This is a genomic window from Pseudomonas sp. BGA-UO-ETr-WB11 (assembly GCF_059567785.1).
The window spans coordinates 393,716-417,207 of record NZ_JCAQOS010000005.1; the positions used below are offsets into that span (position 1 = coordinate 393,716).

Consider the following 23,492-nt stretch of genomic DNA (forward strand, 5'->3'; position numbering starts at 1 on the left):
GCCGACCCAGCAGCGCCCACGCACCGCGCGGGACGCTGCTGACCAAGGCGGTGAGCGCCAAGCAGGCGTAAGGCGGAGCTTTTAGGTTGGGTGGCTTAGCGGCTGAAGCTGGCAAGCGGCGTCATGTACACCGCGCCAAACGGGTCGAGTCGTTTGCTAATTGCTGCATCAGGTGTGCCGTACGCGCCGCCGTGGATGATCTCGGCACCCTGCGTGGGTAGATCGTCAGCGCGTCGAGGCTATTGTTGCCGACGGGCGGTTCTGAATTGACGGTTCGATTGATCTGCGGCAGGGCTTGTGTCGTTGTGGGCAAAAGCGCTTCTGCACGGGCCGTTTTTGTTTGAGCATGTCTGCCTCATGGTGTCACTGAGGTCGAAATGAACAACATCAAGATAGCTTTGTGGGCGTTGTTGGCCGGGTTAACGCTGCTCTGGGCGCTGGCGGATAGCTTTTTGCCGTCACCCTTAACCTACTTTTCACTGCGCTCAGTCATGGTGCAATACACCGGCATCATCGCGATGGCAGCCATGAGTGTGGCCATCATGCTGGCCGTGCGTCCGCGCCGCGTCGAGCCGCTGCTTGGTGGTCTGGACAAGATGTACCGGCTGCACAAGTGGCTTGGCATCACTGCCCTGGTGTTTGGCAGCGTTCACTGGGTCTGGGCCAAGGGCACCAAGTGGGCGGTTGGCTGGGGGTGGCTGAGCAAGCCGGTCAAGGGCGGCGCGCCGGCGGAGCTGGGCGATCTTGAGCAGTTGCTGCGCAGCCAGCGCGGGCTGGCCGAGACCCTCGGCGAGTGGGCGTTCTACGCGGTCGTGGTGTTGATCGTTCTGGCGCTGATCAAACGCTTCCCTTACCGCTGGTTTGCCAAGACCCACACCATCATCGCTGCGCTCTACTTGCTGCTGGTGTTTCATACGGTGGTGCTGGTCAAGTTCGCTTATTGGTCCGAGCCGATTGGCATTGTCTCCGCGTTGTTGCTGGTGGGTGGCACGTTGGCTGCATTGCAGGCGTTGTGTCTGCGCATCGGTGCGCGGCGTAAAATTGAGGGGGAAATACAGGGTCTGATTGAGTACCCGGAGCTGAGCGTGCTGGAAACCCATATCGCCCTGCAAGACGGTTGGCCAGGGCACCAGGCCGGGCAGTTTGCCTTCGTCACTTCGTCGGCTGCGGAGGGCGCGCATCCCTACACCATCGCCTCGGCCTGGAATCCGCCGCAACGACAAATCAGTTTTATCACCAAGGCCCTGGGCGATCATACCCGCCGCCTGCCGCAGCTCTTGCGGGTGGGCGATCGGGTGACTGTCGAGGGGCCGTACGGTTGTTTCACCTTTGACGACCAGAAGCAGCGACAGATCTGGATCGGCGCGGGCATCGGCATCACGCCGTTTATTGCGCGACTAAAGCAACTGGCACTTACACCTGATCGGCAGCACAGCATCGATTTGTTCCATCCGACGGGCGAGTATTCGACCGCGGCGATGGAGAAATTACGTGCCGATACGGCCGCTGCCGGCGTGCGCCTGCACCTGCTGGTGGCCAACCAGAACGGCCGCCTCAATGGCGAGCGTTTGCGCCAGGAGGTTGCCGACTGGCAAGCGGCCAGCGTCTGGTTCTGCGGGCCTGCCGCCTTTGGCCGAGCTCTGCGCGACGATTTGGTGGCCCATGGCCTGAAGCCGCAAGACTTCCATCAAGAGTTGTTTCAGATGCGTTAACGAGCGCTTCGACAAGGCCTGAAAGCCCGCGATGGTGCAAGGCAATGGCTTTAGGCTGGCGTCTCAATCGTCAGGTTTGCAGTGCCCCCTGGAGCAAGGCGCTCTGTTAGATCGGGACGATCTTGGCCTGCGCAATAAGCCAATCAATCAGTAGGGTTATCTCGGGCACGCCACGACTTTCCTCGTTGCAGATGCAGAAGTAGTCCATGCCGGTGGGCACCTTCAGTGCAAAAGGCTGCACCAGGCGCCCTTCGTCCAAGTCGCGCGACGAGTTGATCTCATCGCTCAGAGCCACCCCGTAGCCATCTCTGGCAGCTTGCAGGGCAATGCCTAGGTCTTCGAGATGAACATCGGCATCGCCGGGGTAGGGCAGGCGGGCTTCAAGTAGCCAGCGCCGCCATTGCGCACCGTCATCTTCATGCAGGAGGCGATGGTGAATCAGGTCTGATGGCTGCCTCAACGCGTGTGGGCCTCGCAGCAATTGCGGGCAGCAGACGGGGAACATGTGCAGGCTTTGCAGCGGCCGCCACCAGAAGCCCTCCCAGGTGGGCGCGTCGTAAAGCACGGCGATATCGGCCCGGCGCCAGTCCACTTCGCTAATGTCGTCCGCCGTAATCACACGCAGTTGAATGTGTGGATGTTCGGCGCGAAAGGCGAAGAGCTTTGGCATCAGCCAGGAGGCGCCAAATACCGGCTCGGTGGAAATGGTCAGCACTTTCGCGGCGGTCTTTTCGAACTGCGCATCGGCAATCTGCCGCACCCCTTCACTGATCTCGCCAATGCCTCGCGCGACAGAGCGTTGCAGGGTCAAGCCGCGTTCGGTGAGCAGCAAGCGACGGCCCTGCTTGTAGAACAGGTTGATGCCCAGCGAGGCCTGCAATGCCCTTATTTGCTGGCTGACAGCGCCTGCGGTGACATGCAGCTCGGCCGCAGCGGCGCCGACGTGGCCAAGTCGGGCAACGCTTTCAAATACGCGAAAGGCGTGTAGTGGGGGCATGGACATTGTGCTTAACCGTTTAGTTTGGCTGCTTATATATCTGTCAATTTATATAGATTGATTCGGTTTGCGGCAACCTCAACAATTTGCGCACGTTAAGCCCAAGACAACAATTAAACAGGCGATCCAATGCAAACTGCGCGCTCATACATCGGCTATCCCCCGTCTACGAACAAACGCTCTTGGTGCCAGGTCGGTGCGCGGATGGGCAGCATGCGTGCGGTGCTGATGTTGGTTCTGGCTACGTTAACGGCGCCGGTGTTGGCGGCCGAGCGCGTCGTCAATATCTACGCCTGGGCCGAGTACGTTGCTCCGGAGACGCTAAAGAAGTTCGAGACCGCAACAGGGATCAAGGTCCAGTACGACACCTTTGACAGTGCCGACGTTCTGGAAACCAAGATGCTCACGGGGGGCAGTGGCTACGATGTGGTCTTCCCGAGCATTGCCATGTTGGATCGGCTTATTCAGGCCAAGGCCTTGCAGCCAACCGGGATGCAGCAGATGTCTACGGTGGGTGAGCTGGACCCGCAACTGCTCGGTCAGCTGAGGGCTGTCGACCCCGGTAATTATTTCGCGGTGCCTTACACCTGGGGCACCACCGGGTTGGCTTTCAATCGCACTGAGATCGCAAAGCGTATCCCCAATCCGCCGCTGAACAGCCTTGACCTGCTGTTCAAGCCTGAGTACGCAAGCCAGCTCAAAGACTGCGGCATTTCGATTATCGACGCGCCGCAGGAGGTGATCAGCATTGCCCTGCACTATCTGGGTAAGCCCACTACCAGTAAACAGCCCGCCGATCTACGCGCTGTGCAGGCGCTTCTCAGCGCCGTGCGACCGTCAATTAGAAGTATCGCTACCGGCACTCAAAGCAGCGATTTGGCTAATGGTGAGCTCTGCCTGGCGCTGACCTACAGCGGTGATGCGGTGTTGGCCCAAAGCCTGGCCGTAGCGGCACAAAAAGCCGTCACCATCGAGTACGCCAGCCCCGAGGAGGGCACTTTGACCTGGGTCGATACCTTGGCCATTCCCGTGGACGCCCCGCACCCGTCCGAAGCCAAAGCCTTTATCGAGTTTATTACCCGTTCCGAGTCGATGGCCGAGCTGACCAGTAGCTTCTTCTTTGCCAACGCCAACCTGGCCGCCGTCCCGCTATTGGCGGCAGACATTGCCGCCGATCCGGCCATCTATCCCCCAGAGATCGTTCGTAGTCGGCTGTTTGGCGAGCAGCCATTGCCCCTGCGAGCACTGCGCGAGCGCACCCGTATCTGGGCCAATTTCCGTAACCAGCATTGAGAGTCCCATGACAGACGAGACCCCGACAATCGACCAGGCCCTGACTCGTGAGAGCCTTTACGGCACCGATGGCGAGCCTACGTATGGCGGTATCACCAGCTTTATGCGCCGTCGCTACAGCCGCGACCTGCGTGGCGTGGATATAGCCATCAGCGGCATCCCGTTCGATACCGCGACCAGTAACCGTCCCGGCAGCCGCTTTGGACCGCGAGCGATTCGCGAAGCCTCAGTGCAATCGGCCTGGGTGCGCCACTGGCCTTGGGAATTTGACCCGTTCGACCTGCTGGCCTGCGTCGATTACGGCGATTGCTTCTTCGATTACGGCAAACCTGAGCAAACGCCGGCAGCGATCAGGACGCATGCCGAGCGCATTCTGGCCGCGGGCAGCGCCATGCTGACCCTGGGCGGTGATCACTTCATCAGCTACCCGTTGCTGCAAGCACATGCGGCCAAACATGGCCCGCTGTCGCTTATTCATTTCGATGCGCACCATGACCTGGAGTGCGACGGCGAAGAGCAGCGAATCGATCATGGTTCGATGTTCTATCACGCGGTTCGCGAAGGCCTGATAGATCCGGCGCGTTCCATCCAGATTGGTCAGCGCACCACCAATGATGACGTCATGGGCTTTCAGGTGCTGAACGCCAACGCGGTCCATGAGCATTCTAATAAGGAACTGGCGGAGATCATTCGTGCCCGGGTTGGCGACAGCCCGGTTTATCTCACTTTCGACATTGACTGCTTGGACCCGGCCTTTGCGCCTGGCACCGGCACGCCGGTGTGCGGCGGCTTATCCAGCCATCAGGCATTGGCCATTCTGCGTGGCCTGCGTGGCATCAACTTGGTCGGTATGGACGTGGTTGAAGTGGCGCCACCTTACGATCATGCCGAGATTACCGCGCTTGCCGGTGCCGCCGTGGCTATGGAGATGATCTGCCTGTATGCCGCGCGGCATAAGTTGTAAGTCGCCAGTGACTTAGTCAGTAGGGGGGGATGTGGACCGATAATCCGGCTACCTGTTTCTGTGGGTAGACCTGGCTGTTCAGGTCCGCACGCCCCTGGACACTCCAGCGGGTGGGCAATGTGCTTGTCCTCCTGCTTCTTCGCTGACGATTGTGGTGTGGCTATTCACCGTCAAACCGTCATGAATAGCGACAGCACTCTCCGCGTCTTTTGGCTCCTGTCGCGATTCCTACCATCGTCGCTCAGTCGTGCTGCATACCCGCGCGCTTGAGCAGTTTTTTGCAGCGTTCAGACAAGTGCAGCACGCGCAGGTGTTTGCCGGCCTTGCTGTAGCGTTCACGCAGGGTTTTCAGCGCGGCGATGGCCGAGTAGTCGACGAAGCTCAGGTGGCGGCAGTCGAGGGTGACTTGGGCCGGGTCGTTGGCGGGGTCGAACTGGTTGAGAAACGGCGTGGTCGAGGCGAAGAACAGGGTGCCGTGCAGGCGGTAGAGTTTGCTGCCGTCGGCCTGCAGGTCGCTGTCGGCATACAGTTCGCGGGCCTGTTGCCAGGCAAAGTTCAGCGCCGCAATGACGATGCCGCAGAGCACGGCGGTGGCCAGGTCGGTGAATACGGTGATGGTGGTTACGGCGATGATCACCACGACATCGTTGCGCGGCACCTTGTGCAGCACCCGCAGCGAGGCCCAGGCGAAGGTTTGCTGCGCTACCACGAACATCACGCCGACCAGCGCGGCGAGCGGAATGCGCTCGATCAGGGGCGAGAGAAACAGGATAAACAGCAGGATCATCACCCCAGCCACCACGCCAGACAGTCGCCCACGGCCGCCGGAGCTGAGGTTGATTACGGTCTGGCCGATCATCGCGCAACCGCCCATGCCGCCGAACAGGCCGGAGACCATATTGGCTGCACCCAGGGTTACGCACTCTCGGTCCGGATAGCCACGGCTGGCGGTGATTTCGTCGGTCAGGTTGAGGGTCAGCAGGGTTTCCAGAATACCGACCAGGGCCATCAGCAGGGCATAGGGGGCGATGATGCGCAGGGTGTCCAAGTTCCACGGCACCTGTGGCAGGGCCAGCTCAGGCAGACCGCCGGCAATATGGGCCATGTCGCCGAGGGTGCGGGTGGGCAGGCCGAGCAGGTACACCGCCAGGCCGACGCCGAGAATTGCCACCAAGGCCGGCGGCACGCTGCGGGTCAGGCGTGGCAGCAGGTAGACGATGGCCATGGTCAGCGCCACTAGGCCGAGCATCAGGTACAGCGGGTTACCACTGAGCCAGGTTTCGCCGGCTTTGAAGTGCTCCAACTGGGCCAGGGCGATGATGATCGCCAGGCCGTTGACGAAACCGAGCATCACCGAGTGCGGCACCATGCGGATCAGTTTGCCCAGCCGTAACAGGCCGAAAATGCCCATCAGCAGCCCGCCCAGTAACACGGTGGCGAGCAGGTATTGCACGCCGTGCTCTACCACCAGCGCGACGATCACCACCGCCATCGAGCCGGCGGCGCCGGAGACCATGCCCGGCCGGCCGCCGAACAGCGCGGTGAGGGTGCAGATGATGAATGCGCCGTAGAGCCCCATCAGCGGGTTGAGGTGGGCCACCAGGGCGAAGGCGATGCATTCGGGCACCAGGGCAAACGAGCTGGTAAGCCCGGCAAGAATGTCGCTGCGCAGATGTTTGCTTTGCATGGGGTTTCGCTAGGTCGGCAGTGGTGCGGGGGCGGGCATGCTACGGCGTTGCCGCTACGCATGCCAGTCGGCGGACTCAGCCCTTAAGCAGGGCTGCGACCTCGGCGCTGCTGAGGACCTTGCCGACCGACACCACCTTGTCGTCAATCACCAGCGCCGGAGTGGACATCACGCCATGGGCGGCGATGGCGGCAAAATCAGTAACTTTCACCACCTCGGCAGTCAGGCCCAGATCACGCAGGGCGGCCTGGGTGTTGTCGGTCAGGGTGATGCACTTCTTGCAGCCGGAACCGAGAATTTTGATGATCATGGGCAGCTCCACAGGTCAGATAAACAGATAGGCAACGGCATTGAACAGATAGCCGATCAGCACAATGCCGACCACCACAATGGTGAAGAACAGCACCAGCAGCGGCGCCTTGATCACCTTCTTGAGCATGATCAACGACGGCAGCGACAGCGCCGTGACCGCCATCATAAAAGCCAGCGCGGTGCCCAGGCCGACGCCCTTGGCAACCAGGGCCTCGGCTATCGGCAGGGTGCCGAAAATGTCGGCATACATGGGTACGCCGACCAGGGTCGCCAGTGGCACCGACCACCAGTTCGCCTGGCCCAGCAGCGACTCGATCCAGGTCGCCGGAATCCAATTGTGGATGGCCGCACCTATGCCGACGCCAATCAGCACATACAGCCACACGCGGCGGAAAATATCGCTGACCTGGGACCAGGCGAATTGCGCCCGCTCACGCTGCGTCAGTTGCTCTTGGGGGATGTCGAGCACCGGGCTGTGCAGGACGAACGCTTCGATGTAACGCTCCATTTTCGCTCGGCCGATCAGCGTGCCACCCAGTACCGCCAACACCAGGCCGACCAATACGTAGGCCAGGGCAATCGACCAATTGAAGATGCTCGCCAGCAAAATCACCGAGGCCAGGTCCACCAGCGGTGAGGAGATCAGAAAGGCAAAGGTCACCCCCAGCGGTAGGCCAGCGCTGGTGAAGCCAATAAACAGCGGGATCGACGAGCACGAGCAAAACGGCGTGATGGTGCCCAGCAGGGCGCCGCTAAGCCGGGCCTTGAAGCCGCTCATACCGCCGAGAATGCGCCGTGTGCGCTCCGGCGGAAAATAGCTCTGCACCCAGGAAATGCTGAAGATCAGCACGGCCAACAGGATGAAGATCTTGATCACGTCGTAGATGAAAAAATGCAGGCTGGCACCGACCCGGCTGCTCAGGTCCAGGCCAAAACCGTCTTCCAGCAGCACGCGCACCAGCCCACTCAGCCAGTCCATGCGCAGCAGTTGGTCGTTCAGCCATTTAAACAGTTCCATGGGCCTTCCTTAGTTTTGCACCTGAGGGCGCTCGTACCAGCCCTTGCTGCTGTTGACCATGCGCACCAGCCAGAGCATCACCGGCACTTCGATCAGCACGCCGACCACGGTCGCCAGGGCGGCACCGGAGTTGAAACCATACAACACGATGGCGACGGCCACCGCCAGCTCAAAGAAGTTTGAGGCGCCGATCATGGCCGCCGGCCCGGCGATGTCGTGGCGGACCTTGAGGCGCCGGCACATCCAGTAGCCCAGCGCGGCAATCAACAGGGTTTGCAACAAAATAGGCACCGCCAGCAGGGCGATGATCAGCGGCTGGGCGACGATGGTCTGGCCCTGAAAGGAAAACAGCAGCACCAGGGTGGCCAGCAGGGCGACGATGGAAAACGGCCCAATACGCGTCAGCACGGCTGGCAGTGCTGTCTCACCACGGCGTAGCAGGCGGGCGCGGATAAATTGGGCGATGGCCAAAGGAATGACGATGTACATCACCACCGAGAGCAACAGGGTGTCCCACGGCACGGGGATCGACGACACGCCAAGCAGCAGGGCGACGATGGGCGCGAAGGCAAACACCATCACCAGGTCATTGATTGCCACCTGGCTCAAGGTGAAGTTGGCGTTGCCCTGGCACAGGTTGCTCCACACGAACACCATCGCCGTGCAGGGCGCCGCGCCGAGCAGAATCAGGCCGGCAACGTAGCTGTCGAGTTGCTCAGCCGGCAGCCAGTCGGCAAACACATGGCGCAGAAACAGCCAGGCGAAGAAGGCCATGGTGAAGGGTTTGATCAGCCAGTTGATGGTCAAGGTCACGGCCATGCCGGCGCGCTGCTCGTAGACCTCGTGCAGGGCGCTGAAGTCGATCTTCATCAGCATGGGGATGATCATCACCCAGATCAGCACGCCCACCGGGATGTTCACCTGGGCGATTTCCAGCGCGCCGATGGCCTGGGTTGCCGCCGGGGCCGCTAGGCCTAGCAGAGTGCCGGCGATAATGCAGAGAAACACCCAGAGGCTCAGGTAGCGTTCAAAGAAACCCAGAGGGCTGGCTTGGCTCGACATTGGAGGCTCCACGGTCATCAGGCTGCAATATTCGTTTTACAGAATATGCTTTACTGAATATATTCGGCAAACCATATTTGTTGTCGTGAGCCCGCCACCATGTCGCGTCCCCTGCGAGTCCTGTTCCTCTGTGTCGCCAACTCGGCCCGTTCGTTGATGGCCGAAGCCTTGCTGCGCCATGCCGGCGGCGAGGCCTATGCGGTGTTCAGTGCTGGCAGCCAGCCCAGCCAGCCCGATCCGCGCGCCCTGGCGGCGTTGGAGCAGGTCGGCGTGCAGGTGGCCGGGTTGCGCAGCAAGGCGGTCGATGAGTTTGCCGATGAGCATTTCGACTACGTGATTACCCTGTGCGACAAGAGTGCGCTGGAATGTGCAGCGCTGCCGCAGGCGGACGAAACCCTGGCCTGGCACTTTGAAGACCCGGCCGACAGCCACCAGCCGACGGCCTATCGACAGACCCTGCAAGCCATTCATGAGCGGATCAAGCTGTTTGTGCTGATCAACCGCAAGGAGCAGGCCGCGCTTGCCGACAGCCTGACGCCGGTCAACCTGTTCAAGTGCCTGGCTGACGAGACCCGAGCGCGCATGAGCCTGTTGATTGCCACCGAGGGTGAGCTGTGTGTCTGCGAGCTGACCTGCGCCCTCAACGAAAGCCAACCGAAAACCTCCCGCCACCTGGCGTTATTGCGCAGCAGCGGTTTGCTCGCGGACCGTCGCCAAGGCCAGTGGGTTTACTACCGCCTGCATCCGCAGCTGCCGGCCTGGGCGCGGCAACTGCTGGAGAACGTGGCACAGGCCAACGGTGATTGGCTGCAGGCGGATGTCGCCCGGCTGCAGGCCATGGCCGATCGACCGCTGCGCCAAGCGCTGTGTTGCTGAATCAGGGACCACTTTGCCAGGACTGTTTATGACCGATGATCACTTGCCGCACCTCGACCTTGAGCTGTTTGACCGACCCAGTGCCGATAAGCTCGCCAGCGTACCGACCGTTGCCCATCCGCCGCGCATCCTGCTGCTGTACGGCTCCAATCGCGAGCGTTCGTTCAGCCGCCTGCTGACCTTCGAGGCGGCGCGCTTGCTGCAGGCCATGGGCGCGGAAACGCGGATCTTTAATCCCAGCGGTCTGCCGCAGGTGGACGATGCGCCGGACAGTCACCCCAAGGTGCAGGAACTGCGCGAGCTGGTGCTGTGGTCGGAAGGCCAGGTGTGGTGCTCGCCGGAACGCCACGGGGCGATGACAGGGGTGTTCAAGTCGCAGATCGACTGGATTCCCCTGAGCATGGGCGCCGTACGTCCCAGCCAGGGCAAGACCCTGGCGCTGATGCAGGTGTCGGGCGGTTCGCAATCGTTCAACGCGTTGAACCAGATGCGCGTACTCGGGCGCTGGATGCGCATGTTCACCATCCCCAATCAGTCGTCGGTGGCCAAGGCGTTTCTCGAATTCGACGACGCCGGGCGAATGAAACCCTCGGCCTATTACGACCGGGTGGTGGATGTGATGGAGGAGTTGGTCAAGTTCACCCTGCTGCTGCGTGGGCAGGCGGACTACCTGGTGGACCGCTACTCCGAGCGCAAGGAGTCGGCCGAGCAGCTGTCGAAACGGGTTAATCAATCTTCCATTTAAGGAGCAGTGTATGACCATCAAAGTGGGTATCAACGGTTTTGGCCGCATCGGCCGCCTGGCCCTGCGCGCTGCCTGGGGCTGGCCAGAGCTGGAATTCGTGCAGGTCAACGACCCGGCTGGCGATGCGGCGACCCACGCCCATCTGCTCAATTTCGACTCGGTGCATGGCCGTTGGCAACATGAGGCCAGCCATGCTGGCGAGTGCATCGTGATCGACGGCAAGTCGATCAAGGTCACGGCCAACAGAGCCATCGCCGACACCGATTGGTCGGGCTGCGACCTGGTGATCGAAGCCAGCGGCAAGATGAAGACGGTGGCGGTGCTGCAGGGCTATCTCGATCAGGGCGTGAAGCGCGTAGTGGTCAGCGCCCCGGTGAAAGAGGCCGGTGCATTAAACGTGGTGATGGGGGTCAACCAGGACCTGTTCGACCCGGCCGTGCACCGCATTGTCACGGCGGCCTCCTGCACCACCAACTGCTTGGCACCGGTGGTCAAGGTGATCCACGAACACCTGGGCATCCGCCACGGGTCGATCACCACCATCCATGACCTGACCAACACCCAGAGCATCCTCGACCAGCCGCACAAGGACCTGCGTCGCGCTCGGGCTTCGGGTATGAGCCTGATTCCGACCAGCACCGGTTCGGCCACCGCGATTGCCGAGATCTTTCCGGAACTGCGCGGCAAACTGAATGGCCACGCCGTGCGTGTGCCGCTGGCCAACGCTTCGCTGACCGATTGCGTGTTCGAGGTTGAGCGTGCGACCACGGCGGAGGAGGTCAACGCCTTGTTTAAGGCGGCGGCGGAGGGTTCGCTGGCCGGGATTCTCGGTTATGAAGAGCGGCCGCTGGTGTCCATCGATTACCGCACCGACCCGCGCTCGTCGATCATCGACGCGTTGTCGACCATGGTCGTCAACGGCACCCAAGTGAAGATTTACGCCTGGTACGACAACGAATGGGGCTACGCCAACCGCACCGTTGAACTGGCACGGCTGGTGGGTTTGGCCGGCTGAGCGAAACCCGTGGGTGATTCGGGGGGCTATGGGTGCTTTCCCGGATTACATCCGGGCTACGGGCTTAAATCGTAGCGCGGATGTAATCCGGGAAGTTCTGGCAAGTGTCCACCTTGGATTGCACTCGGACTACCACCCTCTCCCCCAGCCCCCGCTCTGCGCCCCAGCCCTTCGCAGAGCTCAGGGCGCTTTAGCGGGCGAAGCAGTGCTTCGCTTTCCCGCTACGCCCCGTGAACGGGAGAGGGGAGCCAAACCCACGCAGTATTCAGCGCACGCGTACCGCCCATCTCACCTATGGGGAGAGGGGCGCGGGGCTCACACACTATTCAGGAATAACCCATGGGTTTGTTCTCGCAGCTTTCCAGCGACGTCCGCCAATACCTGCTGGTAACCGGTAACTACTGGGCCTTTACCCTCACCGACGGTGCCTTGCGCATGTTGGTGGTGCTGCATTTTCACAGCCTCGGCTACACGCCGCTGCAGATCGCCGCGCTGTTTTTGTTCTACGAAATCTTCGGCGTGGTCACCAACCTGCTGGGCGGTTACCTGGGCGCGCGGCTGGGCTTGAATCGCACCATGAACATCGGCCTCGGCCTGCAGGTGGGCGCCTTGCTGGTGCTCACCGTGCCAGCAGCCTGGCTGACGATTCCCTGGGTGATGGGCGCCCAGGCGCTGTCGGGCATCGCCAAAGACCTGAACAAGATGAGCGCCAAAAGCTCAATCAAGTTGCTGGTGCCGGATGGCGAGCAGGGCCGGTTGTACCAGTGGGTGGCGATTCTCACGGGGTCGAAGAACGCCCTCAAAGGCGTGGGCTTTTTCCTCGGCGGCGCGTTGCTGGCGCTGCTGGGCTTTGCCGGTGCGGTGTTGGCCATGGCTGCCGTGCTGGCGCTGATCTGGCTGGCCAGCTTGCGGCTGTTGCAGAAGGACTTGGGCAAGGCCAGCGGCAAACCGAAGTTTCGCGACATCCTGTCCAAGAGTCGGGCAATCAACATTCTTTCTGCAGCCCGGCTGTTTCTGTTCGGTGCCCGCGATGTGTGGTTTGTGGTGGCGCTGCCGGTGTACCTGTCCGCCGTGTTCGGTTGGGACTTCTGGCAGGTGGGCGGGTTTCTCGCCACCTGGGTGATCGGTTACGGCGTGGTGCAGTCCTTCGCGCCGCGCATCACCGGCAAGGCCCGCGGTGAGCTGCCGGATGGTCGCGCGGCGTTGGTCTGGGCCTTGCTGCTGGCAGGGTTGCCGGCGGCGATTGCTCTGGTCCTGGGCAGCCCGTTGCCGGCCGAATGGGTGTTGATCGGCGGCTTGTTGCTGTTCGGCGCGCTGTTTGCGGTCAACTCCTCGCTGCACAGCTACCTGATCGTCAGCTATGCCAAGGCCGATGGCGTTTCGCTGGACGTGGGCTTCTACTACATGTCCAACGCCCTCGGCCGCCTGCTCGGCACCTTGCTGTCGGGCTGGGTGTATCAGGCGTACGGGTTGGAGGCGTGTTTGTGGATTTCCTCGGCGTTCGTGTTGCTGGCGGCGCTGATCTCTATTGGCTTGCCGCGGCATGGGGTGCCGAGTGCTTAGGCGGGTTATGTCCATGTGCGGGGCTGTTATAGGGATTAAGTGATCGGCGCAATTCGCGGCTGAAGCCGCTCCTACAAAAGCCTGGTCGCCGTGCATACAAGCAGCGCAATTCTTTGGATTAGCGAGAGTCGCGCAGCGGGCTAGATCAGCATCGGCAGCGCCTGCCGCCATTCCTGTGGGAGCGGCTTCAGCCGCGAAGTGGGTGTTGAGAGTTGGAGGGTTCGCTGCTGAAGCCTCACCTAAGACAGGCGCGCGCGGTGCAACCGTGCGCAGGCGAGTCGCCGTCAATAAGCGCAACTTTGTGCAAGTGCGCCTGGCCTGGGCGGCGCAGACTTTGGCTTCGTGATTGGGAGCCGTCTGATGAACCTGTTTTTGTATCTGTTGACCGTGCTGATCTGGGGCACCACCTGGATCGCCATCAAACTGCAATTGGGTGAGGTGGCTCTGGCCGCCTCCATCGCCTATCGCTTTGCCATGGCGGCGCTGGTGCTGTTTGCCGTGCTGCTGCTCAGCGGCGGTTTGCAGCGCCTGGATCGGCGTACCCAAGGGCTGTGTCTGGCCCAGGGCTTGTGCTTGTTCAGCCTGAATTTTCTGTGTTTCTACACCGCCAGCCAGTGGATCCCCAGTGGCCTGATCGCCGTGGTGTTTTCCACTGCCACGCTATGGAATGCGCTGAATGCGCGGTTGTTCCTGCGCCAGCGGATTGCCGCCAATGTGCTGGCCGGCGGTGCTCTGGGGCTGTGCGGCCTGGGCCTGTTGTTTTGGCCGGAGTTGGTTGGTCATGAGGCCAGCCGGGAGACGTTGTTGGGGCTGGGTTTGTCGCTGCTAGGCACCCTGTGTTTTTCCGCCGGCAACCTGCTCTCCAGCCTGCAGCAGAAGGCTGGTTACCGCCCACTGAGCACCAATGCCTGGAGCATGGCCTACGGCGCCATCCTGCTGATTGGCTATTGCCTGCTCAGCGGTACGCCGCTTGAGATTGATTGGAGCACGCGCTATATCGGCTCGCTGCTTTATCTAGCGATTCCCGGTTCGGTGATTGGTTTTACCGCTTACCTGACCCTGGTCGGGCGCATGGGCCCGGAGCGCGCGGCCTATTGCACGGTGCTGTTCCCGCTGGTGGCGCTGAATATCTCCGCCGTGGTCGAGGGCTATCAATGGACGCCGCCAGCCTTGCTTGGCCTGCTGCTGGTGATGCTCGGCAATATCCTGGTGTTCCGCCGGCCCAAGCCACAGTTGGCCCCGGCTTAGTTTTCTGGCACCAGCAGCTTGGCGTAGTCCGCTGCCGGTAGCGGTCGGGAGAAGTAGTAACCCTGCAACTCGTCGCAGTTGAGACGGTGCAGCAACTGGGCTTGCTCGGCGCTTTCCACCCCTTCGGCAATCACCGACAGGTTGAGGCTGTGGCCAATGCTGATAATGGCGCTGACCAGCGGTGCGTCGGGGTCTTCGCTGCTCAGACTGCTGATAAAGGAACGGTCGATTTTCAGCTGATCAACCGGGAAGCGGTGCAGGTAGGACAGCGACGAGTAGCCGGTGCCGAAGTCATCCAGGCTGATTTTGATGCCCAGTTGCCGCAGGCCGACGAGGTTGCTGTGCACGGTGCAGCTTTCTTGCAGCAACAGGCCTTCGGTGACCTCCAACTGCAGCAGGTTGGGCGTCAGCGCAAACTCGTCGAGCAAGGCCTGCAGCTCTGGTAGCAGAGACTCGCGGCCAAAGTGGGCCGATGACAAATTTACCGCCACTGGCAGGCCCGGCACGCCGGCATCAAGCCATTCGCGCAGCTGGCTGCAGGCCTGGCGCAGCACGTACTGGTCGATGCCGAGGATCAGGTTGCGCTGTTCGGCGAACGGGATGAACTTGTCCGGCGGTACTTGCCCTTGGCCGTGGCGGTTCCAGCGGATCAACGCTTCGGCGCCGATGATTTTCTGGCTGGCGGCGGCGACTTTGGGCTGGTAGTAAAGCTCGAACTCCTGTTGCTCGATGGCTTGGCGCAGGGCCATTTCCAGGCGTAGGACCTCGCTGGCCAGTTCGCCCATATCGGCGGTGTAGCACTGATAGCTGTTGCGCCCCTGGGCTTTGGCCCGGTACATGGCAATGTCGGCATTGCGCAGCAGGGTTTCCGCATCCAGACCGTCATTCGGGTAGAGGGCGATGCCGATGCTTGGGGTGATGGTCAGGTTGGCGCCTTCCAGATGCACCACATCGCCCAGGCATTTGATGACGTTTTTCGCCACCCGGATGGCGTCTTCACTGTGGGTGATGTGCGGCAGCAAGATGACAAATTCGTCCCCGCCCAGGCGGGCCACCGTGTCGCCTTTGCGCACCTGATTGCACAGCAGGCCGCTGACCATCTTGAGCAGTTCATCGCCCAGGCTGTGGCCCAGGGTGTCATTGACCTGCTTGAAGTGGTCGAGGTCGATGAACAACAGCGCGATCAGATGGGGATTGCGTTCGTTGGTCAGGATGGTTTGTTGCAGGCGATCGGTCAGCAGCAAGCGGTTGGCCAGGCCGGTCAGCGAATCATGGGTGGCCATGTGCAGGATGCGCTGCTCGACCCGTTTGCGTTCGGTGATGTCCACCTGCACGCCGGTGAGGCGGCTGGCCTTGCCGTTGTTGTCGAAGCTGACGTGGAAGATGCACGACAGGTAATGCACCTCACCATTTGGCCACTTTAGTTGGTACTCGATCTCGTGCCGCGAATGGGGACCGTCGATGCCATTGCGCAGGACGGTTACCAGGCGCGAGCGGTCCTCGTCGGTCAGCCGTTCGAGCCAGATATCAGTGCTGGCTTTGACGCTGAATGGCTCCAGGCCATAAAGCCGAAAGGTTTGTGCATCCCAGTAGGACTGTTGAGCGCTGATGTCCCACTCCCAGACGCCCAGGTAGGCCACCTCGGCCGCGATCGACAGACGATCGGAAAGCCGTTGACGGGCGTCCTCGGATTCATGGCGTTGCTGGATTTCGTGTTCCAGTTGCGCGGCGCGCACACTCAAGGCTTCATCGCGGGCTCTTAGCTTGCTGGCCATTTCGGTAAAGCTGCGGGCCAGTTTGCCCAGTTCGTCCTGGCGTTCGGTAGGCAGTTCTGGACTCAGTTCGCCGGTTGCCAGGGATTGGGTCGCCCGTTGCAACATGCCCAGCGGGCGCGCCACCTGCCAGCGGATAATCCAGGCCAACAACAGCAATTCAATCGCCAGGCCAATCAGGCCAGCGATCAGAATGGTACGGGCGGAGGCGAAGGCTTTTTCTTCTAGCAGTGCCTTGGGGTAAACGCTGACAAACGACCAGTTGGGCCCGCGAATACGCCCCACACCCAGGTAGTACTGACCGTCGGCCGAGGTTACGACGCTGGGCCAGCGTTGGAGATTGCGAATGCTCTGGGCAAAGCTCTGCAGCAGAGGGTCACCCAATTTATCCAGATGCAGGCTGCCGGCCGACGTACGAATTTTTTCCATCAACTGCGGGTGGGCGATCAAGCGTTGTTGGTCGTCAATGATTAAGTTGTAGGTGCCGGTGTTGTCCTGCTCAGTGGTGCGCTTCACCAGGGCTTCGATGGAGATATCCTGGGAAACGGTACCCAGCCACTGGCCGTGTTGGTCCGCCGGGGTGATGGTGGACAGCATCCAGATGCCGGCCTTGTCATCGAAGTACACCTCCGTCCAGCTGTTCAGGCGCTGTGGGTTACGGTCAGGCGCGGAGTTGCGCACCGGTGGGTAGTCGAAATTATTGGTATTACGATCAGACTCCTGGCCCCAGTTGACCGAGGGCGAGTACATGATCAGGGCGACGCCGGGTAAGTCGATATAGGCCGAGTAATAACGCATGGTCATCGGCGCGCCCCATTCGCGCAGCAGCTTGAAGGCCACGAGTACCTGGCGGCGGATATCGTCATTCAACGTCACCTGAGCACGGATATAAATCGATGGCTGACGCTTGAAGTCGTCCAGTTCCGGGCGCACACGGATCAAGCCGTCGGGGTAGCGCACGAACCAGTGATCAAATTCAATTTGCGGGTCTTGCCCAGCCTGCTCCTGCAGGCGCCGTAGGTATTCATCACGCAGCAGGTAGGTGTTCTGTTCGGCTTGGATAAACACATCGGAGTCGAACTGGGTGCGCGAGGACACTTCGCTGCGCAGGCTGTCGAGCGCTTGCTGGCGCAGGCTGCGCATGCTGGTCTGGTAGCTGAGCCAGGTCACGGCAATGATCGCCAGAGCAATCACCAGGCCGATTTGCAACTGAATGCGGCGGGCCAGATTGAAATGGCGACGTGTGACGACTGATCCCATGAGTACTACTCGGCGTCTTGCAGGGGGGAGAGAGGCGCTGACGCTTCTCTTGGCAGCATAGCTGACGGGTGGCGTGGCTCTGTTGCTGTCATTTCAACGCCCCTCACGCCTGCTGCGCGCCGAAAGCTAGATTTTCCGTCGCGCATTGCGCCCGGCTAACGCCAGCCAGGCCAATAAGGGATAGCAGAAATAGTGCGCGCCGAACAGCAACAGGCCCATGGGCCCTGGTTCATCTTTGAGCACCATCAGGCCGAGCAAACCGAGGTAGAGCAACGCCAGTACGCCGCCATAAACGCCGAGCAGGCGCAGACGTTCACTGCTGCTGGGTGGGCGCTGCTGTTGCCAGGCAAACCAGCGGGCCATGCCGAAGCCGACAGCGCTGGCGATCAGCAGCGTGGTAATCACGCCGCCCAGGTGCACCAGGCTGCGCAGCAGTAGGTTGAGCACTATCACCGCAGCAACGCCGCTCAGGGCCAGGCGGCTGACTGCAACATTGCTGGACGTGGGTTCGTGCATGGCGCCCCCTACAGGCTGCGATTGAGGCCGAAGCGTTTTTTCAAGCCGGCTTGCAGCCAGGCCTTGGGCACCAGAGCGGCGAGCAGGGGCAGGGCGCGGCTGCCGTTGCCCAGGCGCAGCAAGTGCGGGCGCCGGCGTTTTTGCACGGCGGCGAGCAGGTCACGGGCAAACTCGCTGGCCGGGGTCGGGTGGTCCTGAGAGGCATTGGCGCGGGCGCGGATGCCATCACGGATCGGCCACCAGGGCGAGGCTTCGTCCAGCAGTTGTTCGGCCTGGGCGCTGGCGTTGCTGCCGAAGCTGGAGGCGATCGCGCCGGGTTGTACTTCCATGACCTCGATGGCGAACGGTGCCAGCTCCATGCGCAGGGCATCAGAGAGCGCCTGCACGGCCGCCTTGCTGGCGCAGTAGGCGCCGGCAAACGGGGTAACCAACACGCCGGAGACGCTGCCGATATTCACCACCAGGCCCTTGTTCTGGCGCAGCAGCGGAAAACACGCGCGGGTCACGCCGATCAGGGCAAAGACGTTGGTTTCGAACTGCTTGCGCAGGGCCTCAACGCCGCCATCCAGCAGCGGTCCCATGGCGCCGTAACCGGCGTTGTTGATCAGCACGTCGAGGCCACCGGCTTCGGCTTTCAGGCGTTCGGCCAACTGGCCCAGGGCCAGGCCGTCATTGACGTCCAGTTGCACCGCGGTAAAGCCGGCGGCGCTCAGGGCGGCTAGGTCTTCGGCTTTGCGGGCGCTGGCCCAGACGCAATAGCCGGCAGCCTGGAAGGCGTCGGCGAGGGCGCGGCCGATGCCGCTGGAACAACCGGTGATCAGGGCGACAGGCTGGGTCATGCAACAGTCCTTGTGAAAGATAAGTTTGAGGGTGGCTCAGTCGTCGGCGTGGTCGCGCAGAAACACCAGGCTGTCGGCCTTGGAGTGCTCGCTGCTGAAACGGTAGCCCTGGGCGTTGAAGTCCTTGAGGCCGGCCGGGTCTTGCAGGCGTTCCTTGATCACATAGCGCGCCATCAGGCCGCGGGCTTTCTTGGCGTAGAAACTGATGATCTTGTACTGGCCGTTTTTCAGGTCTTTGAACTCAGTGTTGATCACCCGCGCGTGCAGGGCTTTGCGCTTCACGGCGCTGAAGTATTCATTGGAGGCCAGGTTGAGCAGCACGTCGTCGCCCTGTGCTGCCAGGGCCTCGTTGAGCCAGCCGCTGATGCGCTCGTCCCAGAATTCATAGAGGTTCTTGCCGCGCGGGTTGGCCAGCTTGGTGCCCATTTCCAGGCGGTAGGGCTGCATCAGGTCGAGGGGCCGCAACAGGCCATAGAGGCCGGAGAGCATGCGCAGGTGCTGCTGGGCAAAGTCGAAGTCGGCGTCGTTGAAGTCGTCGGCGTGCAGGCCGGTATAGACGTCGCCCTTGAACGCCAGCAAGGCCTGCTTGGCGTTGGCCGGGGTGAAGTCCAGCGACCAGCTGCCGAAGCGTGCCGCGTTCAGGCCGGCAAGTTTGTCGGAGAGGTCCATCAGCGTGCTGATGTCCGCCGGGCTCAGTTCGCGCAGCTGAGCGATCAGTTCGCTGGCGTGGTCGAGGTGAGCGGGCAGGGTGAAGCGCGGGGTCGCCGCTGGGGTCTCGTAGTCGAGGGTCTTGGCTGGGGAAATCACCATCAGCATAAAGCGGCTCCTAAATATGTGCGGCGATTCTAGCGCGTCGCTTGCAGGGCTGGGTTATCGGGTAGTGGGAGAAAATAAAGATTTGTAACCGTTAGCTGTTGTAAGGCAATCATCCTTGCGCCCGGATAGAGCTGGAGCTGTTAAAAGCTTCGCGGTCAAGACCGCTCCCACGGATTCTCAAGCGCCTCGGTCCCGTCAGGAGGTCGAAACGTAGCGCACCGAAGTAACAGCCGCAGGCTGGCCCGAAGGGCGAGCGTAGCGAGTCAAGAGAAAGTAACTCGGCGTAAAGCCGAAACCGGTAATGGCGGTAAGCGCAACAGGTAGCTGGCGCTGCAGAAAAATAATCACCGCGAGTCTGTTGTAGTGCTTTTCCTGTCATCGTTTTTGCGTTATCTACTGAGCTAGACCGTCGAACCCGGCAACACCGGTGGCGGTCGTGGCGTGTTGTGGTTTATCGCTGCCTTGCCACTGCAGCGGTGCTGTTACCACGGCCTGCTCGGCCTTCACGGGTGTGTACCGGCCCACCGCCCTGGGTGGGAGCTCGACGCTCTGTTCGCGGCGCAATGCTGCTGCAGTGCTGCGTCGTCTGGCCCCCAGTGAAAAGGTGAGCGAGTATGGAAAATCACGGACGTGTCAGCCCCACCGCGCCAACCCTGTACGCCCTCGATACCAACGTACTGATCCACGACCCGAATGCCTTGCTGAACTTTCAGGAGCACCACGTCGCCATCCCGATGACGGTGCTGGAAGAGTTGGACAAGCTCAAAAGCGGTAAACAGGGGGTGGCGGCCGAGTGTCGCCAGGCCATTCGCCTGATCGACAAGATTCTTGGCGGTGCCACGCCGGAGGAGGTCGAGCACGGGGTGCCGATCCTGCGCGACAAGAGTGGGCCCTGCGGTTACCTGTCGATCCTCATGAGCAAGCGCGCGGAGCCGCTGACCTGGCTGCCGGAAGACCTCAACGACAACAAGATCATCAACCAGTTGGTCGAGCTGCAAGCCAGCCGTCCGGGCCTGTCCGTGGTGCTGGTGACCAAGGACATCAACATGCGCCTGAAGGCGCGGGCCTGCGGGATTGCCGCCGAGGATTACCACACCGACCAGTTGGTGGACGATGTGGCGCTGTTGCCCAAGGGCTATCACACCCTGAGTGGCTCGTTCTGGGACCGCGTCAGTAAGGTCGAGACCCGTCAGGGCCAGGGCCGCACCTGGCATCAGGTGCAGCTGATCGACAACCTGCCGGCGGTACACATCAATGAATTTATCGTCGACGAGCAGGGCTTCGTCGGCTGGATCAAAGGCATCAAGGCTGATGAGTTGCTGATTCTCGATCTGCATCAGGAGCCATTGCTGCATCAGGAGGCCTGGGGGTTGCGGCCACGGGATATCTATCAGGCGCTGGCGCTGTATGCGCTGCTCGATCCGGATATTCACTTAGTCAATCTGTCCGGCGCGGCGGGCTCGGGCAAGACCATCCTGGCCCTGGCGGCGGCCATCGAGCAGACCATGGTCAGCAAGCGCTACCGGCGCATCATCGCCACCCGTAGCGTGCAAGGGCTGGATCAGGAGATCGGCTTTCTGCCCGGCACCGAGGCGGAGAAGATGGAGCCCTGGCTTGGCGCCATCACCGATAACCTCGAAGCCTTGCATATGGATGACGAGAACACCCACGGCAGCGTCGACTACATCCTGCAAAAGGTGCCGCTGCAGTTCAAATCCCTCAACTACATTCGCGGGCGCAGCTTCCAGCAGAGCCTGATCCTTATCGACGAGTGCCAGAACCTTACTCCGCACCAGATGAAAACCATCATCACCCGCGCCGGCACCGGCTCCAAGGTGGTGTGCCTGGGCAACCTGGCGCAGATCGATACGCCCTACCTGTCGGCGCCCAGCTCCGGCCTGACCTACCTGACCGAGCGCTTCAAGGACTTCCCCCATGGCGTGCACATCACCCTGCAAGGGGTGCCGCGTTCGCTGCTGGCGGAATACGCCGAGGCCAATATGTAAGGCGATGTCCCGATAGTGTGTTGCGCGTTTGGCCACTATCGGTTTCGCCTTTACGGCGAGTCACTTTCTCTTGACTCGCTACGCTCGCCCTGCGGGCCAGCCTGCGGCTGTTACTTCGCTTCGCTTCGCTACGTTGGCTTGCGCGAAAGAGAAAGTAACCAAAGAGAAAGCGCACCCGGCATCCGGGTTTCGCTGCGCGAAACTTCCCTCGCTCCGGCACTGCTCCGAGGGTCGTCACGGTGGGCCATCCTTGGCCCATCGTGACTCATTTGGCATCCATGCCAAATGCCCCTCTCCACAGCACCTCCACTACTCGCTGCGCTCGCCCTTCGGGCCAGCCTGCGGCTGTTACTTCGCTTCGCTACGTTTCGGCCTTCTGACGGGACCGGGGGACCGCGGCGCCTGCACGATCCGTGGGAGCGGTCTTGACCGCGAAGCGTTTAACCGCGCCCACTCAATGCTGTGTCAAACATAGTCGTAAGGTGACAGACCCATATGTGAGTGCCCGGCGGGTGTCACTTAGGCGCCCGCCGACGTTTGCCCCATGGTTGGCCTGGCGGTTTACAATCGGCGCTCCTAATCCGGAGCAATCCTGTGCTGACTCATCTCGATTCCCAGGGCCACGCCAATATGGTCGATGTCACCGCCAAGGCCGTGACCTTCCGTGAAGCGCAAGCCGAAGCGCTGGTGCGTATGCGCCCTGAAACCCTGCAGTTGATCGTCCAGGGCGGTCACCCCAAGGGTGATGTGTTCGCCGTGGCGCGGATTGCCGGCATCCAGGCAGCGAAGAAAACCTCTGATCTGATTCCACTCTGCCATCCGCTGTTGCTGACCGGCGTCAAGGTCGAGCTGACGGCCCTGGGCGAGGATGCCGTGCGCATCGTCGCGCGCTGCAAACTGGCCGGCCAGACCGGGGTTGAGATGGAGGCCCTGACCGCTGCCAGCGTTGCTGCCCTGACCATTTATGACATGTGCAAGGCGGTGGATCGCGGCATGGTCATCGAACAGGTGCGCCTGCTGGAGAAACTCGGCGGCAAGAGCGGCCACTACCGTCTGCAGGATCAAGAGGGAGGCGAAGCATGATTCATGTGCAGTATTTCGCCCGCTATCGCGAAACCCTAGGCATCGATGCGGAGCAACTGAGCGGCAGTTTCGCTAGTCTCGACGCGTTGCGTCAGCAACTCCTGGCCCGTGGCGGGGTGTGGCAGGTGCTGGCCGAGCCGAACCTGATGTGCGCGCGCAATCAAGAGCTGTGCAGCCTCGATGAGGCCGTCAGCGCCGGTGACGAAGTCGCCTTTTTTCCCACCGTAACGGGAGGTTAGCCACATGGCCATTCGGGTCCAGAACGCGCCGTTTGATCCGGGTGCCGAGGTCAATGCCCTGCACGCGGCCAATGTCGGCATCGGCGCGGTGGTCGGCTTTGTCGGCTATGTGCGCGACTTCAATGCCGGGCAGGACGTGGCCGGCATGTTCCTCGAACATTATCCGGGGATGACCGAGAAGGCCCTGGCCAAAATTGCCGTCGAGGCCGAGCAGCGCTGGCCGCTGCTGCGCCTGGAAATTCTCCATCGCGTTGGCGCCCTGGAGCCCGGTGAGCCGATTGTTTTTGTCGGCACCGCCAGCGCCCACCGCGAGGCCGCTTTCGAGGCCTGCAACTTCGTTATGGATTACCTGAAGACCCGCGCGCCGTTCTGGAAGAAGGAACACGGCAGCACCGGCGCCAGCTGGGTGGAAGGTCGTGCCAGCGATCAGCAAGCCGCACAGCGCTGGCAGGATGAAACACCGAGTTGA

At 61.6% G+C, this 23,492-nt stretch carries 21 protein-coding genes and 1 pseudogene; 12 read left to right on the top strand and 10 right to left on the bottom strand.

The genetic code is table 11. The features are described 5' to 3' along the window. Positions 1 to 95 precede the first annotated feature (95 nt). Positions 96 to 182 (bottom strand): annotated as a pseudogene (locus AC56DI_RS07200) (putative quinol monooxygenase); the annotation flags it as partial. 195 nt (positions 183 to 377) lie between these two features. Here AC56DI_RS07200 and AC56DI_RS07205 point away from each other — a divergent pair. After that, positions 378 to 1,712, top strand: coding sequence for a ferredoxin reductase family protein (locus AC56DI_RS07205; RefSeq protein WP_496345542.1), 1,335 nt, complete (start codon positions 378 to 380; stop codon positions 1,710 to 1,712). A gap of 106 nt (positions 1,713 to 1,818) precedes the next feature. On the opposite strand, the gene AC56DI_RS07210 is transcribed toward AC56DI_RS07205, so the two are convergent. Beyond that, positions 1,819 to 2,709 carry a LysR substrate-binding domain-containing protein gene (locus AC56DI_RS07210; protein WP_496345543.1) on the bottom strand — a complete coding sequence of 297 codons (891 nt, stop codon included), beginning with the start codon at positions 2,707 to 2,709 and terminating at the stop codon, positions 1,819 to 1,821. 213 nt (positions 2,710 to 2,922) lie between these two features. Here AC56DI_RS07210 and AC56DI_RS07215 point away from each other — a divergent pair, with 213 nt between their 5' ends. Further along, the gene (locus tag AC56DI_RS07215) at positions 2,923 to 4,002 is read left to right on the top strand and encodes an extracellular solute-binding protein (RefSeq protein ID WP_496345544.1); all 1,080 of its coding nucleotides are present in this window, start codon (positions 2,923 to 2,925) and stop codon (positions 4,000 to 4,002) included. A gap of 7 nt (positions 4,003 to 4,009) precedes the next feature. Beyond that, a complete protein-coding gene (speB, locus tag AC56DI_RS07220; RefSeq protein ID WP_496345545.1) occupies positions 4,010 to 4,966 on the top strand; it encodes an agmatinase in 957 nt (318 codons plus the stop codon). Positions 4,967 to 5,207: 241 nt separating this feature from the next. Here speB and AC56DI_RS07225 read toward each other — a convergent pair whose 3' ends face one another. From AC56DI_RS07225 to arsB, 4 genes are all read right to left on the bottom strand, one after another. Continuing rightward, positions 5,208 to 6,653 (bottom strand): SulP family inorganic anion transporter, encoded by a 1,446-nt coding sequence (locus AC56DI_RS07225; RefSeq protein WP_496345546.1) that lies wholly within the window; start codon positions 6,651 to 6,653, stop codon positions 5,208 to 5,210. A 76-nt stretch (positions 6,654 to 6,729) separates the two neighbouring features. Then, on the bottom strand, positions 6,730 to 6,963 hold the full coding sequence (locus tag AC56DI_RS07230; protein WP_324519936.1) for a thioredoxin family protein: 234 nt from the start codon (positions 6,961 to 6,963) through the stop codon (positions 6,730 to 6,732). 15 nt (positions 6,964 to 6,978) lie between these two features. Then, entirely contained in the window at positions 6,979 to 7,983 is a 1,005-nt protein-coding gene (locus AC56DI_RS07235) for a permease (RefSeq protein WP_496345547.1), read from the bottom strand. Positions 7,984 to 7,992: 9 nt separating this feature from the next. After that, positions 7,993 to 9,045 carry an ACR3 family arsenite efflux transporter gene (gene arsB / locus AC56DI_RS07240; protein WP_496345548.1) on the bottom strand — a complete coding sequence of 351 codons (1,053 nt, stop codon included), beginning with the start codon at positions 9,043 to 9,045 and terminating at the stop codon, positions 7,993 to 7,995. Between the two features lie 99 nt (positions 9,046 to 9,144). On the opposite strand from arsB, the gene AC56DI_RS07245 reads away from it, so the two are divergent. The 5 genes from AC56DI_RS07245 (at position 9,145) to AC56DI_RS07265 (ending at position 14,492) form a co-directional block, all read left to right on the top strand. Continuing rightward, complete coding sequence (locus AC56DI_RS07245) at positions 9,145 to 9,921, top strand: metalloregulator ArsR/SmtB family transcription factor (RefSeq protein WP_496345549.1); 777 nt, start codon at positions 9,145 to 9,147, stop codon at positions 9,919 to 9,921. A 28-nt stretch (positions 9,922 to 9,949) separates the two neighbouring features. Next, positions 9,950 to 10,666 (top strand): arsenical resistance protein ArsH, encoded by a 717-nt coding sequence (gene arsH / locus AC56DI_RS07250; protein WP_422589195.1) that lies wholly within the window; start codon positions 9,950 to 9,952, stop codon positions 10,664 to 10,666. 10 nt (positions 10,667 to 10,676) lie between these two features. Further along, positions 10,677 to 11,681, top strand: a complete 1,005-nt coding sequence (locus AC56DI_RS07255) for an ArsJ-associated glyceraldehyde-3-phosphate dehydrogenase (protein ID WP_496345550.1) — start codon at positions 10,677 to 10,679, stop codon at positions 11,679 to 11,681. Between the two features lie 339 nt (positions 11,682 to 12,020). Continuing rightward, a complete protein-coding gene (arsJ, locus tag AC56DI_RS07260) occupies positions 12,021 to 13,244 on the top strand; it encodes an organoarsenical effux MFS transporter ArsJ (protein WP_496345551.1) in 1,224 nt (407 codons plus the stop codon). A gap of 360 nt (positions 13,245 to 13,604) precedes the next feature. After that, the gene (locus AC56DI_RS07265; RefSeq protein WP_496345552.1) at positions 13,605 to 14,492 is read left to right on the top strand and encodes a DMT family transporter; all 888 of its coding nucleotides are present in this window, start codon (positions 13,605 to 13,607) and stop codon (positions 14,490 to 14,492) included. On the opposite strand, the gene AC56DI_RS07270 is transcribed toward AC56DI_RS07265, so the two are convergent. The 4 genes from AC56DI_RS07270 to yaaA all read right to left on the bottom strand — a co-directional run bounded on the left by AC56DI_RS07270 (position 14,489) and on the right by yaaA (position 19,695). Further along, positions 14,489 to 17,524, bottom strand: coding sequence for a putative bifunctional diguanylate cyclase/phosphodiesterase (locus tag AC56DI_RS07270; RefSeq protein ID WP_496345553.1), 3,036 nt, complete (start codon positions 17,522 to 17,524; stop codon positions 14,489 to 14,491). The two genes, AC56DI_RS07265 and AC56DI_RS07270, sit on opposite strands and share 4 nt — an antisense overlap. A gap of 126 nt (positions 17,525 to 17,650) precedes the next feature. Continuing rightward, entirely contained in the window at positions 17,651 to 18,040 is a 390-nt protein-coding gene (locus AC56DI_RS07275; protein WP_496345554.1) for a hypothetical protein, read from the bottom strand. Positions 18,041 to 18,048: 8 nt separating this feature from the next. Next, a complete protein-coding gene (locus AC56DI_RS07280) occupies positions 18,049 to 18,879 on the bottom strand; it encodes an SDR family oxidoreductase (RefSeq protein ID WP_496345555.1) in 831 nt (276 codons plus the stop codon). Positions 18,880 to 18,915: 36 nt separating this feature from the next. Then, positions 18,916 to 19,695 carry a peroxide stress protein YaaA gene (gene yaaA, locus AC56DI_RS07285; protein WP_496345556.1) on the bottom strand — a complete coding sequence of 260 codons (780 nt, stop codon included), beginning with the start codon at positions 19,693 to 19,695 and terminating at the stop codon, positions 18,916 to 18,918. A 614-nt stretch (positions 19,696 to 20,309) separates the two neighbouring features. Between yaaA and AC56DI_RS07290 the strand changes: the two genes are divergently transcribed. From AC56DI_RS07290 to moaE, 4 genes are all read left to right on the top strand, one after another. Continuing rightward, on the top strand, positions 20,310 to 21,701 hold the full coding sequence (locus AC56DI_RS07290) for a PhoH family protein (protein ID WP_496345557.1): 1,392 nt from the start codon (positions 20,310 to 20,312) through the stop codon (positions 21,699 to 21,701). A gap of 594 nt (positions 21,702 to 22,295) precedes the next feature. After that, positions 22,296 to 22,784: a cyclic pyranopterin monophosphate synthase MoaC gene (gene moaC, locus AC56DI_RS07295; protein ID WP_496345558.1), complete on the top strand. Its 489-nt coding sequence runs from the start codon at positions 22,296 to 22,298 to the stop codon at positions 22,782 to 22,784. After that, on the top strand, positions 22,781 to 23,023 hold the full coding sequence (locus AC56DI_RS07300) for a MoaD/ThiS family protein (RefSeq protein WP_324519949.1): 243 nt from the start codon (positions 22,781 to 22,783) through the stop codon (positions 23,021 to 23,023). The genes moaC and AC56DI_RS07300 overlap by 4 nt, the downstream gene beginning before the upstream one ends. Before the next feature lie 4 nt (positions 23,024 to 23,027). Next, positions 23,028 to 23,492 carry a molybdopterin synthase catalytic subunit MoaE gene (gene moaE, locus AC56DI_RS07305; RefSeq protein ID WP_422589187.1) on the top strand — a complete coding sequence of 155 codons (465 nt, stop codon included), beginning with the start codon at positions 23,028 to 23,030 and terminating at the stop codon, positions 23,490 to 23,492.